The following is a 12,880-nucleotide window of genomic DNA, read 5'->3' as shown; positions in this document are numbered from 1 at the left end:
GAACATCTTCGCGGCAGCGGTGTGGGTCCAGCCGGTTTCCACGATCAGGCGGGCAAGACGTAGACGAGCGCGTGGGGTCAGTGCGGCGTTAGCGTGGGACATGAAGGCCTCCGGTGGGTGAAGCGGTACCTCGACAGCTCCACTTCACAACCGGAGGCCTTCGCCTGTCAGACAGGCTCACCGCCAGGTAGCGGGACAACCTCCCTGGACATCACAGCTAGCGCGGCCACCTCAACCACCGGACAAGCGCGGCCACCTCAACCACCGGACAAGCGCGGCCACCTCGACCACCGGTAACGCGCGGCACCTGACGTCCGGGACCCCCGGTGGTCGAGGTGGGTTGCTCTCGCAACCCCTCGAGACCAGCCGAACCCCGCCGCCTCAGACGGCCGCGCCGCCAGCGGCGGGCTCGGGCGCGAGATCCTCGTCCGGGGCGGTGCCGCGCACGCGCAGGCCCAGCACGCCCGCGGCGGTGCAGGCGAGCGCGACCAGCACCATGAACGGCGCGAAGATGTCGGCGGCGCCCCACACGGTGGCCGCCCAGCCGGCGAGGATCGTGGGCAGCGCCATGGCGGAGTAGGCGAGCACGTAGAACGCCGACATCACCTCGCCGCGGTGCGCCGCGGGCACGACCTGGCCGAGGTGGCGCAGCGACGAGCCGAACGCCAGCCCGAAGAAGAAGCCGAGCACCGCCGACGTCACCACCAGCACGACCGGGTCGCCCCAGGCGACGGCGCCGATGCAGGCGAGCAGGCTGACCGCCGTACCGAGGTCGCCCACGACGGCCGCGTGCCGCGCCGGCCACCGCGAGCCGACCAGCTGGCTGACCGCGGCGGTCGCCGCCGACGCCGCCACGACGCTGCCGCCGAACAGCAGGTCGGTGGTGCCCGCCGCGTGCGAGGCGATCGTCGGGAACAGCGACAGGAACACCCCGAGCACCGACCACGACGCCATGACGCCGAGCGCCGCGAAGCGGAAGTCGGGCGCGATCCCCCGCGGCACCTGCGGGCGCGCGAGGTGCAGCCGCACCGCCCGGTCGTCGGCGTGCGGCTCCGGCATGGCCCGCACGGCCGCGCCGCCGAGGAGGATGAGCACCGCGAGGGTCACGTACGGCGTGACGAGCGGCGCGAGGTCGAGCTGCGCGTCGACCGCGACGAGGAACACCACCGCGGCGATGCCGACGTTGAACGCCACGCCGGAGTGCAGCCCAGCGCGGGCCCCGGCCCCGGGGCGCAGGTCGAGCAGCGCGGCCGACCCGGCGACCACGATGGCCCCCACACCCAGTCCGTGCAGCACGCGCGCCACCACGAGCGCGGCCACCCCGCCGGCCAGGGCGAAGACGGCCAGCCCGACCAGCACGAGACCGATGGCGCCCAGCAGCACGGGCCGCCGCCCGTACCGGTCGGACAGCGACCCCGCCACGAGGACGCTGACGAGCGCCGCGACGGCGTACGCCGCGAACACCAGCGTCGTCGTGATCGGGGCGAAGTCCCACGCGTCGGCGTAGATGCCGTAGAGCGGCGCCGGAGCGGCGGAGACCCCGAGCGCCACCGCGGTCAGGCCGAGCAGCGCGGCGTACGGCCAGCGGGCGGGGGTGCTCATGCGGTCCTCCTGATAGGTTCGATCATGGTCGAACGAAGGAGACAGTAGCCTACGTTCGACGAACATCGAACCGCGATGGAGGACGGGACGTGACCGACCAGGTGACCCGCAGCACGGCGACCGACGTCTGCACCCCCGTCCCGGGCCTGCCCGCCGTCGCCGAGGTCGCGCCCGTGCAGGTCGTGCTGGCCGCGCTCGCGGACCCCGTCCGCCTCGAGATGGTGCGCCGGATGGCCGTCTCGCCCGAGCGCTCGGAGCGCTGCAGCGCCCTCTACGACGACATCGGCAAGTCCACCGCGAGCCACCACTTCAAGGTGCTGCGGGAGGCGGGCCTCACGGAGCGCACCTACGTCGACGGCACGCTCCACCAGCGGCTGCGCCTCGACGAGGTGGAGGAGCGCCTGCCCGGCCTGCTCCCCTCGGTGCTCACCGGCCTCGCCTGAGGGGCCCCCGCACCACCCGGTACGCCGCCGCGCCGCCCTGGGGCGCGGCGGGGGCGCGGCGGAGGCGCGGCGACTCGGCCCCGGGCTCAGCGCCCGGGGTTCACCACGATGGTCTGCTCGCGGCCCGGACCCACGCCGACGCCCCAGAACGGCGCGCCGGACAGCTCCTCGAGCGCCTTGACGTAGGTCTGCGCGTTGGCGGGGAGCTCGTCAAAGGTGCGGCAACCCGAGATGTCGGTCTGCCAGCCGTCGAAGTACTCGTAGACCGGCGTCGCGTGGTGGAAGTCGGTCTGCGTCAGCGGCATCTCCTCGACCCGCTGGCCGTCGACCTCGTAGGCGACGCAGACCGGGATGCGCTCCCAGCTGTCGAGCACGTCGAGCTTGGTCAGGAAGAACTCGGTCAGGCCGTTGACGCGCGTCGCGTAGCGGGCGACCACGGCGTCGTACCAGCCGCAGCGCCGCGTGCGACCGGTCGAGACGCCCACCTCGCCGCCGATGCGCTGCAGGGCCTCCCCGTCGGCGTCGAACAGCTCGGTCGGGAACGGGCCGGAGCCGACGCGGGTCGTGTAGGCCTTGATGACGCCGATCACGCGGTCGATGCGCGTGGGGCCGACGCCGGCGCCCACGCAGACGCCGCCGGCCACCGGGTTCGACGACGTCACGAAGGGATACGTGCCGTGGTCGACGTCGAGCATCGTCGCCTGCGCGCCCTCGAACAGCACCGTCTTCCCGGCGTCGAGCGCCTGGTTGAGCAGCAGGGAGGTGTCGGCGACCATCGGGCGCAGCCGCTCGGCGTACGACGTCAGCTCCTCGACCACCGCGGCCACCTCGATGGCGCGGCGGTTGTAGACCTTCGTCAGCAGGTGGTTGCGCGTCTCGAGCGCCGCCTCGACCTTCTGGGTGAGGATCTTCTCGTCGAAGAGGTCGGCGATGCGCACGCCCACGCGGTTGACCTTGTCGGCGTACGCCGGCCCGATGCCGCGCCCGGTCGTGCCGATCTTCTTGCTGCCGAGGAACCGCTCGGTGACCTTGTCGATCGTGGAGTGGTACGACGCGATGACGTGCGCGTTCGCGCTCACCACGAGGTCCGCGACGTCGACGCCCTGGCCGACCAGCTCGTCGAGCTCGCGGAACAGCGCCTCCGGCGAGACCACGACGCCGTTGCCGATCACGCAGGTCGCACCCTTGGTGATGATGCCGCTGGGCAGCAGGTGCGTCGCGAACTTCTGGCCGTTGACGACGATCGTGTGACCGGCGTTGTGACCGCCGCTCGTGCGCACGACGTAGTCGATGGAGTCGGTGGTGGCCAGCAGGTCGGTGGCCTTGCCCTTGCCCTCGTCGCCCCACTGGGCTCCGAGGATCATGATCGCGGGCATCGCAGCCCCTCTCGTCGTACGGGTGCCTGGCAGCGCCAGAGCCCCGGCGTCGGCAGCAGCGGCTCCGAGTTCACCAGGGCTCTTGCGGCGTCACGCTACCAGGGACCGCGGGGCCCGATAGGGTCGCGGCGATGGACCCCCTCCTGGTGATCACGAACGCGACTGCCGGCACCTCCGACGAGGAGACGCTGGAGCAGGCGCTCACCGTGCTGCGCTCGGAGGCCTCCGTGGAGGTCCAGGCGACGTCCAACCCCGGCGAGCTCGACGGCGTGCTGCACCGCGCCGGGTCGCGCCGCATCGTGGTCGCCGGCGGCGACGGCTCGCTCCACGCCGTCGTGACGGCGCTGCACCGCCGCAACGAGCTGGGCGACCACGTCCTCGGCCTGCTGCCGCTGGGCACGGGCAACGACTTCGCCCGCGGTGCGGGCATCCCGCTCGACATCGAGGAGGCCGCGCGCGTCGTGCTCCACGGCGAGGTGCAGCCGGTGGACCTGCTCGTCGACGAGCTGGGCGGCGTCGTCGTCAACAACGTGCACGTGGGCGCCGGCGCGCAGGCGAGCCGCCGCGGGGCCCGCTGGAAGGAGCGCCTCGGCGGCATCGGCGTGGGGAAGGTCAACCTCGGCAAGCTCGGGTACCCGATCGGGGCCGCCCTCGCCGCGGTCGACCCGCCGCACGTGCGGCTGCACGTCGAGGTCGACGGCCGCACCGTGGCCGACCTCGACGAGCCCGTCCTCATGGTCGCCGTGGGCGTCGGCCGCAGCGTGGGCGGCGGCGCCGCCCTCACCCCCGAGGCGGAGATCGGCGACGGCCGGGCCGACGTGATGGTCTCCTTCACCACCGGCCCCGTGGCCAAGCTCGGGTACGTCGCGTCGATGGCCCTGCAACGCCACCACGAGCGCGACGACGTGCTCTACGAGCGGGCGACGACGGTCTCGGTGGCCGGCGAGCCGTTCTGGTGCTCCGCGGACGGCGAGATCTCCGGCCCGGAGCGGCAGCGCACGTGGCGCCTCGAGCCCGCGGCGTACCGGATGACGCTGCCGCACGGCGCCGTCCCCTCGTCCTGAGCGCCCGCAGCCTGAGCGCCCCCGCGCCGGACCTCCGCGGCCGACCGGGCCTAGAGCCAGCCCCGCCGGGCCGCCTCGACTCCCGCCTGGAAGCGCGAGTCCGCCCCGAGCTCGATGAGCAGGTCGGCGACGCGCCGCCGTACCGTCCGCAGGCTGACGCCCAGCGACCGCGCGATCTGCTCGTCGCCCGCCCCCGTGGCGAGCAGCTGGAGCAGGAGACGCCGCCCCTTGTCGCGTGCCCCCCGCAGGTCGAGGTCGGGCACGGGCAGGGCGCGCTCCCACAGCTGCTCGAACAGCCGGGCCAGCATGAGGACGAGGCCTCGCTCGCGCACGACGAGCAGGCGCGGCGAGGCGTAGCCCGGCATGTAGGGCACCAGGGCGTGGGTGCCCGGCACCACGAACAGCCGTGTGGGCACCTGGGCGAGCACGCGGATCTGCTCGCCCATCCGCGCCCGCTCGGCGAGCGTCTCGGGCGCCTCCTCCAGTGCGCGGGCCGGGTAGATGGCGCGGGCCGTGCGACCGGCCGCGATGGCCTCCGCCAGGGCGTCGGCGAGGGCGGCCGGCTGACGGGTGCGCCACTGGTCGGGGCGCAGGAACATCAGCTCGCCCGACGACTCCTCGATCCACCGGGCCATGAGGTGCGGGGCGGAGACGCCCTCGACGCGCGCCCCGCTCAGCGGCGTGCCGTCGGCGGAGACCTCGGGGGCGGGCGGTGCGACGAAGGGGACGGCCGCCGCCAGCTGCTCGACGCGCCGTGCCGCGACCCGCATGCGCTCCCCCTCGTCGGCCAGCAGGCGGCTCACGACGACCCCCATCTCCGGCACCACGAGGCGGTCGTCGGCGTCGACCTCCACGGCCTGCAGCGCCACGAGCGGGGCGAGGTCGGCGCGCAGCCGCTCGGGCGTGGTCGTCAAGATGGCGGCGACGTCCGCCAGCGCCTCTCCCGTCCGTCCGTGGACGCGCCAGTAGAGGTCCTCGGCCTGGAGGGTCAGGCCGAGCTCGTCGAGGAACGCGGGACGGCGGGCTGCCACCGCGCCACCGTAGACGTCGCTGGCCACTTGATGCCACTGGCTCGTCGGAGCCAGGTGTCCCGATGAGGTCAGTGGGAGGATCGGGCTCGACGCACGCGTCGCGCCGCGGGGGATGCGACGAAAGCCTGTCGGGGGACGGGCGGATGTGTCACGAGGGCGCCCACCGGAAGCGGTGAGGCGCCCTCGCTCGTTCCCGGGCCTCGCCGCCGCTCCGGGGTCCGATCCCCGGTACCGTTGCCGGCGGCCGACCGGCCCAGCGAGACCCCCGAGCGACGAAGCAGGCGACGAAGCAGGCATGGCACGACGAACCGACTCCCCCGCCACCGAGCCGACCGACTGGGTGACGCGCGCCGCCGACGACGCGGTGCGTCACGCCGGCGGGGACCCGCGTGACGCCGGCGTCGCCGCCGCGTTCGCCGAGGCCGGCACCGTCGTCACCTGCGCCTCCGGCATCAGCCCCTCGGGCCCCATCCACCTCGGCAACCTGCGCGAGTTCCTCACCGTCCACCTCGTGGTGGAGGAGCTGCGCCGTCGCGGCGTGCCGACCCGGCACCTGCACAGCTGGGACGACTTCGACCGCTTCCGCAAGGTGCCCGCCGGCGTCGACCCCTCGTGGGCCACCCACGTCGGCCGGCCGCTCTCCGCCGTACCGGACCCGTGGGAGTGCCACGCCTCGTGGGCCGAGCACTTCAAGGCCCCGCTGCGCGCCGCGCTGGCCGAGATGGGCTGCACGATGGAGGAGGTCGACCAGACCGAGCGCTACACCGCCGGCGCCTACACCGACCAGGTGCTCCACGCCATCGAGCGCCGCGACGCCATCGAGGCGGTCCTCGCGCGCCACCGCACGAAGAAGCCGGTCGCCGATGACGTCCCCGCGGACGTGCCCGCCGAGGAGGCCGCCGTCCTCGAGGACTCGGTGGCGCAGGACGACGAGCCCACCCAGGGCGGCGACCTGGCCCGCTTCCCCTACAAGCCGTTCTGCCGCACCTGCGGGCGCGACACGGTGACCCTCACGTCGTACGACGACGCCACGACCGACCTCGCCTACACCTGCGACTCCTGCGGCGACTCCCACGTGACGAACGTGCGCACGCAGCCCGAGGGCAAGCTCGTGTGGAAGGTCGACTGGCCGATGCGCTGGTCGGTCGAGGGCGTCGACTTCGAGCCGGGCGGCGTCGACCACGCGTCGCCGGGGTCGTCGTACACCGTCGGCAAGGAGATCGTGAAGCTGTACGGCGGCCGCGCGCCGTCGTTCGTCGGCTACTCGTTCGTCGGGGTCGCCGGCATGGCGAAGATGTCGTCCTCGAAGGGCGGGGTGCCGACGGCGGCCGACGCGCTGCGGGTGCTGGAGGCGCCGGTGCTGCGCTGGCTCTACGCCCGCCGCCAGCCCAAGCAGGCGTTCACCGTCGACTTCGGCCCCGAGGTCGTGCGCCTCTACGACGAGTGGGACGCGCTGGGCCGCAAGGCCGCCGACCCGGCGAAGCGCGACGCGCAGGTGCTGGCCTTCGAGCGGGCCTCGGCCACCTCGAGCGCCGGCACGCTGCCGACGCCGCCGGTCGTGGTGCCGTTCCGCACGCTGTCGTCGATCGCCGACGTGACCGCGGGCAGCGCCGACCAGATCAGCCGCCTCGTGGGCGACCTCGGCCACGAGCACTCCTCCGTCGCCGACCTCGAGCCGCGGCTGAGCCGCGCCATCACGTGGACCCACGAGTTCGTGCCCGCCGAGGACCGCACGACCGTGCGCACCACGCCCGACCGCGAGCTGCTCGCCGGGCTCGGCGACCTCGAGCGGCAGTGGCTGCACCTGTTCCTCGAGCACCTGCCGAGCGCGTGGACCGACGGCAGCCCGGACCTCGACCGGGTCACCACGGTCGTGTACGGCGTGCCCAAGCTCGCCCGCGGCCTCGGCCTGGACGACCAGCCGACCGACGAGGTCAAGGCCGACCAGAAGGCGTTCTTCCGCCTGCTCTACCGCCTGCTCGTCGGCGCCGAGCGCGGGCCGCGCCTGCCGACCCTCGTCCTGGCGCTGGGCCCCGAGACCGTCAGCAGCCTGGTCCAGGGCGCCTGAGCGCCTTCCCCTCCTCGACGACCGCACCCGCGGACGTCATGCGAACCGCAGGCCAGGGGCCTCGATCCGAATGACGTCCGCGGGTGGGGTGCGGCCGCGTCCGGGCGGTAGTCCCTGGGCTCAGGCGTCGCCGAGCAGCGCGTCGTACGCCGCGGGGCTGGAGTCGCGCAGGAATTCGCTGCAGCGCTCCCACTCCGCGGTCTCGCCGATGGCGCGCGCCATGAGCGCGAGCAGCGCGAGGGCGCGGAGGAAGCCGCGGTTGGGCTCGTGGTCCCACGGCACCGGGCCGTGCCCCTTCCAGCCGTTGCGGCGCAGCACGTCGAGGCTGCGGTGGTAGCCCACCCGCGCGTACGCGTAGACCGTGACGTCGTCGGCGCCCGCGTCGCGGGCCTGCTCGGCGAGCGCCGCCCACGCGAACGGCGAGGCCGGGTGGCGTCGTACCACGGCCGCGGGGGCGTCGGAGGCCAGCTCGGCGGCGGCGGGGTCCTCGGGCAGGCGGGTCGGGGGCGGACCGGCCATCAGGTCGACGGGGCTCATGCGCCCCAGCCTCCCACGCCCGCGGGACGCCGGGCGCGGGAGGGCGGGAGGGCGGGCGCACTCAGCGCGCGGCGGCGACCAGCTCGGCGATCTGCACCGTGTTGAGCGCGGCACCCTTGCGCAGGTTGTCGCTGCTGACGAAGAACGCCAGGCCCCGGCCGTCGTCGACGCCCTCGTCGGCGCGGATCCGCCCGACGTACGACGGGTCCTTGCCGGCGGCCTGCAGCGGCGTGGGGATCTCGCTGAGCTCGACGCCCGGCGCCCCGCTGAGCAGCTCGGTCGCGCGCTCGGGCGACAGGGGCCGGGCGAACTCGGCGTTGACCGACAGCGAGTGACCGGTGAAGACGGGCACGCGCACGCAGATGCCGGAGACCCGCAGCTCGGGGATGCCGAGGATCTTGCGCGACTCGTTGCGCAGCTTCTGCTCCTCGTCGGTCTCGTTCAGGCCGTCGTCGACGAGGTTCCCGGCGAAGGGCAGCACGTTGTAGGCGATCGTGCGCCGGTAGATCCCCGGCTCGGCGAACGCCACGGCCTGGCCGTCGTAGGACAGCTCCCGCGCCTTGTCACCGGCCTGCTCGATGCCCGTCGCGAGCTCCTCGACGCCGGCGACGCCGGAGCCCGACACGGCCTGGTACGTCGAGACGACGAGCCGCACGAGGCCCGCCTCGTCGTGCAGGGGCTTGAGCACCGGCATCGCGGCCATCGTCGTGCAGTTCGGGTTCGCGATGATGCCGCGGCTCGCCTCGATGACGCCCGCGGCGTCGCCCGGGTTCACCTCGGAGACGACCAGGGGGATCGCGGGGTCCTTGCGGAACGCGCTGGAGTTGTCGACGACGATCACGCCGGCGTCGACGAAGCGCGGCGCCTGGGCCCGCGACGTCGTGGCGCCCGCGGAGAACAGGGCGATGTCGAGCCCGGTGGGGTCGGCGATCGCCGCGTCCTCGACGGTGATCTCGCGGTCACCGAAGGGCAGCACCGTCCCCGCGGACCGCGCGGAGGCGAAGAACCGCACCTCGTCGGCCTCGAAGCCGCGCTCGAGGAGGATCTGGCGCATGGCGACGCCCACCTGCCCGGTGGCGCCGACGACGCCCAGCCGCACGCCCACGTCAGCGCCCCGTCCCGGCGTAGACCACGGCCTCGCCCTCGGTGTCGTCCAGGTCGAACGCCGTGTGCGTGGCGCGCACCGCGTCCTCGATCTGCGTGCCGTCGATGACGACCGAGATCCGGATCTCCGAGGTGGAGATCATCTCGATGTTGACGCCCGCCGCCGCCAGGGAGGCGAAGAACTTGGCGGTGATGCCCGGGTGCGAACGCATCCCGGCGCCGATGAGGGAGACCTTGCCGATCTGGTCGTCGTACAGCAGCTTCTCGAAGCCGACCTGCTCCTGCAGGGCGGCGAGAGCGGTCACGGCCGTCTGGCCGTCCTCGCGCGGCAGCGTGAAGGAGATGTCCGTGCGGCCCGTCGAGGCGGCCGAGACGTTCTGCACGACCATGTCGAGGTTCGCGCCGGTGGTCGCGAGCGTCTCGAAGATGCGGGCGGCCTCGCCGACCTTGTCGGGCACACCGACGACCGTGATCTTGGCCTGGCTGGTGTCGTGGGCGACGCCGGAGATGATCGCGTTCTCCATGGGAGCTCCCTGCTGCTCGGGGATGATCCAGGTGCCCTCCTTCTGCGAGAAGGTGGAGCGGACGTGGATGGGCATGGTGTGGCGGCGGCCGTACTCGACGCACCGCAGGTGGAGGATCTTGGCGCCGTTCGCGGCCATCTCGAGCATCTCCTCGGTGGAGACGCGGTCGAGCTTGCGGGCCTTCGGCACGATGCGCGGGTCGGCGGTGAAGACGCCGTCGACGTCGGAGTAGATCTCGCAGACCTCGGCGCCCAGCGCGGCCGCCAGCGCGACCGCCGTGGTGTCGGAGGCGCCCCGGCCGAGCGTCGTGACGTCCTTCGTGTCCTGGCTGACGCCCTGGAACCCGGCGACGATCGCGATCGACCCCTCGCGGATCGCCTGCTCGAGGCGGCCCGGCGTGATGTCGATGATCTTGGCCTTGCCGTGCACGGAGTCGGTGATGACGCCCGCCTGCGAGCCGGTGAACGACCGGGCCTCGTAGCCGAGCTGCGTGATCGCCATCGCCACCAGCGCCATCGAGATGCGCTCGCCGGCGGTCAGGAGCATGTCGAGCTCGCGCGGCGGCGGCATCGGCGTCACCTGCTCGGCGAGGTCGCGCAGCTCGTCGGTCGTGTCGCCCATCGCGGAGACGACCACGACGACGTCGTGGCCCTTCTTCTTCGTCGCCACGATCCGCTGGGCGACCCGCTTGATGCCGGCCGCGTCGGCCACGGACGAGCCGCCGTACTTCTGCACGACAATGCTCACAGGTGATCCCTCCCGGACGTACGACGCGGGGCGGCGGCCGTGCCGACGCCTCCGCCCTGACCAGCGACGATCCTACCGGCGCGCGGCCGGGCGCCGGTCTCGCGTCTCAGTGGGGCCCGGGCCGGGCTCAGCCGCGGCGCTCGAGCATCTCGTCGGCGGCGGCCACGCGCTCCACCTCGCCCGCGAAGTCCGCGTCGAGGCGGTCGTGGGCCACGATCGACTGGAGGGCGCGCAGCGCGCCCGAGGCCTCGCTGCCCCAGCTCGCGACGTACGAGAACTGCCACCACCACAGGGCCTCCATCACGCGGCCGGCCCGGAAGTGGAGCAGGCCGTGCGCGAGCGCGGAGGCGACGGAGGTCAGGTCGTCGGACAGGCTCGCCTCCACCAGCTCGGTGCGCCCCTCGGCGTCGAGCGTGTAGGGGTCGAACACCTCGGTGAAGAGGTCGACGCCGTCGAGCAGCCGCGCGAGCCGCAGCCGCAGCTCGTCGAGGTCGGGGTCGGGCCCGGCGTCGGGCTCGAACTCCTCCGCCGGGTCGAAGTCGCGCTGCACACCGAGGCGGGCCCCGGCGAGCAGCACCTGCGAGACCTCGAGGAGCAGCAGGGAGACCGCCCGGCCGGCGTCCTCCTCCTGGGCGATCGCGCGCAGCGCGAGCAGGAAGCTCGCGACCTGGTCGGCGATCTGCCCGGCCAGCTCGGCCGCCTCGGGGTCCACGGGCGGCGGTGCGCCGCCGGCGAGGTCGAGGACGGCGTCGCTGCCGTCGCCGTCGCCGGGCTCGACGCCCGTCAGGTCGAAGACGACGCCGTCTCCCGCGTGCACGTCACTCATCTGCCGATCGCCTTCCCACGAACGCCCGGCCGAGGGTCACCTCGTCGGCGTACTCCAGGTCCCCGCCCACCGGCAGTCCACTCGCAAGTCGCGTCACGCGCAACCCCAGGGGCTTGAGCATGCGGGTCAGGTAGGTCGCCGTGGCCTCCCCCTCCAGGTTGGGGTCGGTCGCGAGGATCACCTCGGTGACCGCCCCGTCGGCGAGGCGCACCATCAGCTCCCGGATGTGGAGCTGCTCCGGCCCGATGCCGTCGATCGGGCTGATCGCGCCGCCCAGCACGTGGTAGCGGCCGCGGAACTCGCGGGTGCGCTCGATCGCGACGACGTCCTTGTACTCCTCGACGATGCAGATGACCGACGGGTCGCGTCGCGGGTCGCGGCAGATGCGGCACTCGTCGTCGGAGGAGACGTTGAAGCAGATGCGGCAGAACTTCACCTTCACGGTGACCTCGACCAGCGCGTCGGCGAGGCGCCGCACGTCGGTCGGGTCGGCCGCGAGCAGGTGGAACGCGATGCGCTGGGCGCTCTTGGGCCCCACGCCCGGCAGGCGGCCGAGCTCGTCGATCAGGTCCTGGACGACGCCTTCGTACACCGAGGGGTTCCGCCGGTCAGAAGCCGATGCCGCCGGGCAGGCCCGGCGTCGAGCCCGGCTCCTGACCGGGGGCACCGAGCCCGCCGAGACCGCCCGCGAGCGGGCCCAGCTTCTCCGCCGCGAGCTGGTCGGCCTGCGCACGGGCGTCGCGGTAGGCCGCCACGATCGCGTCGCCGAGGTCCTCGAGGCTCTCGGCGTCGCCGCCGTCGAACGTGCCCGCCGGGATGGTGACGCCGCGCAGCTCGCCGGCGCCCGTGACGACGGCGTTGACGCCCATCGCCGTGCCGGTCACCTCGGCCTGCTCGAGCTCGGCCTGCGCCGCGACGAGCTGCTCCTGCATGGCCTGCGCCTGCTGCAGGAGGGCGCCCATGTCGAGGCCACCCATCGGGTTGCCGCCGCCGGCGGGGTCGAAGGGGTTCTGGCTCATGGCGCTCTCCTCGGTCGTGGTTCCTGCGTCGGTGGGCGTCCCGTCGGGGACGCGCGGTGTCGAGCGTACGGCGGCACGCCCGCGCTCAGTCGTGGCGGATCTGCTCGATGACGGTGGCGCCGAGCTCGCGCTGCAGCAGCTCGGTGCCGGCCAGCTCGGGGGTGTCGTCGTCGGGGTCGTCGGGCGACGCCGCGTCGTCGGGGTCCTCGTCCATCCACGCCGGCGGCTCCGGCGCGGTGCCCGCGGTGGCCCGAGCGCCCCCGGGCGACGGGAAGTCGGCGGGACGCCGCGCGCCCCGGGTGGCGGCGGGGGTGTCGCGCTGCGGCGCGTCGGAGGGCTGGTCCCGCTCGCTGCGGTCGTCGGCCGGTCCCCTGCCGGCGCCGCCGGCGCGGTCGGCGCCGTCGACCTGTCCCCCGGCCCGTCCCCCGGCCTGTCCCCCGGTACGGCGCTCCTCACCCTGCGCGGGCTCCGTGTCGGCCGGGCGGGCCCACGGGTCGTGGCCGCCGTCGGCCGCCGCGCCGTCGGCCGGACCACGGCCG

Annotated in this window: 12 protein-coding genes and 2 pseudogenes; 3 read left to right on the top strand and 11 right to left on the bottom strand. The window is 74.0% G+C overall.

Annotation, left to right across the window (positions count from 1 at the left end):
* A pseudogene (locus KK617_RS17520) lies at positions 1-102 on the bottom strand (IS481 family transposase); the annotation flags it as partial.
* A 279-nt stretch (positions 103-381) separates the two neighbouring features.
* Positions 382-1,602 (bottom strand): MFS transporter, encoded by a 1,221-nt coding sequence (locus tag KK617_RS17515; RefSeq protein ID WP_277501458.1) that lies wholly within the window; start codon positions 1,600-1,602, stop codon positions 382-384.
* 89 nt (positions 1,603-1,691) lie between these two features.
* On the opposite strand from KK617_RS17515, the gene KK617_RS17510 reads away from it, so the two are divergent.
* Positions 1,692-2,045, top strand: coding sequence for a helix-turn-helix transcriptional regulator (locus KK617_RS17510; protein ID WP_277501457.1), 354 nt, complete (start codon positions 1,692-1,694; stop codon positions 2,043-2,045).
* An 86-nt stretch (positions 2,046-2,131) separates the two neighbouring features.
* Here KK617_RS17510 and KK617_RS17505 read toward each other — a convergent pair whose 3' ends face one another.
* Positions 2,132-3,421 carry an adenylosuccinate synthase gene (locus KK617_RS17505; protein WP_277501456.1) on the bottom strand — a complete coding sequence of 430 codons (1,290 nt, stop codon included), beginning with the start codon at positions 3,419-3,421 and terminating at the stop codon, positions 2,132-2,134.
* 131 nt (positions 3,422-3,552) lie between these two features.
* Between KK617_RS17505 and KK617_RS17500 the strand changes: the two genes are divergently transcribed.
* Positions 3,553-4,485, top strand: a complete 933-nt coding sequence (locus KK617_RS17500; RefSeq protein ID WP_277501455.1) for a diacylglycerol kinase family protein — start codon at positions 3,553-3,555, stop codon at positions 4,483-4,485.
* A 50-nt stretch (positions 4,486-4,535) separates the two neighbouring features.
* On the opposite strand, the gene KK617_RS17495 is transcribed toward KK617_RS17500, so the two are convergent.
* Complete coding sequence (locus KK617_RS17495) at positions 4,536-5,516, bottom strand: helix-turn-helix domain-containing protein (protein WP_277501454.1); 981 nt, start codon at positions 5,514-5,516, stop codon at positions 4,536-4,538.
* A 295-nt stretch (positions 5,517-5,811) separates the two neighbouring features.
* Between KK617_RS17495 and lysS the strand changes: the two genes are divergently transcribed.
* Complete coding sequence (gene lysS, locus KK617_RS17490) at positions 5,812-7,584, top strand: lysine--tRNA ligase (RefSeq protein WP_277501453.1); 1,773 nt, start codon at positions 5,812-5,814, stop codon at positions 7,582-7,584.
* 120 nt (positions 7,585-7,704) lie between these two features.
* Here lysS and KK617_RS17485 read toward each other — a convergent pair whose 3' ends face one another.
* From KK617_RS17485 to KK617_RS17455, 7 genes and pseudogenes are all read right to left on the bottom strand, one after another.
* The gene (locus KK617_RS17485; RefSeq protein ID WP_277501452.1) at positions 7,705-8,121 is read right to left on the bottom strand and encodes a DUF3151 domain-containing protein; all 417 of its coding nucleotides are present in this window, start codon (positions 8,119-8,121) and stop codon (positions 7,705-7,707) included.
* Positions 8,122-8,182: 61 nt separating this feature from the next.
* Positions 8,183-9,220, bottom strand: a complete 1,038-nt coding sequence (locus KK617_RS17480) for an aspartate-semialdehyde dehydrogenase (RefSeq protein ID WP_277501459.1) — start codon at positions 9,218-9,220, stop codon at positions 8,183-8,185.
* Between the two features lie 7 nt (positions 9,221-9,227).
* Positions 9,228-10,496, bottom strand: coding sequence for an aspartate kinase (locus KK617_RS17475; protein WP_277501451.1), 1,269 nt, complete (start codon positions 10,494-10,496; stop codon positions 9,228-9,230).
* Positions 10,497-10,623: 127 nt separating this feature from the next.
* Positions 10,624-11,322: a DUF5063 domain-containing protein gene (locus tag KK617_RS17470; RefSeq protein ID WP_277501450.1), complete on the bottom strand. Its 699-nt coding sequence runs from the start codon at positions 11,320-11,322 to the stop codon at positions 10,624-10,626.
* Positions 11,315-11,914, bottom strand: coding sequence for a recombination mediator RecR (gene recR / locus KK617_RS17465; RefSeq protein ID WP_277501449.1), 600 nt, complete (start codon positions 11,912-11,914; stop codon positions 11,315-11,317). The genes KK617_RS17470 and recR overlap by 8 nt, the downstream gene beginning before the upstream one ends.
* Positions 11,915-11,930: 16 nt before the next feature.
* On the bottom strand, positions 11,931-12,341 hold the full coding sequence (locus KK617_RS17460; protein ID WP_277501448.1) for a YbaB/EbfC family nucleoid-associated protein: 411 nt from the start codon (positions 12,339-12,341) through the stop codon (positions 11,931-11,933).
* Positions 12,342-12,426: 85 nt separating this feature from the next.
* A pseudogene (locus KK617_RS17455) lies at positions 12,427-12,880 on the bottom strand (hypothetical protein); the annotation flags it as partial.

Source organism: Nocardioides sp. ChNu-99 (genome assembly GCF_029493445.1).
In the GTDB taxonomy this organism is placed as follows: Bacteria; Actinomycetota; Actinomycetes; order Propionibacteriales; family Nocardioidaceae; genus Nocardioides.
This window is presented reverse-complemented; position numbering and strand designations above follow the sequence as displayed.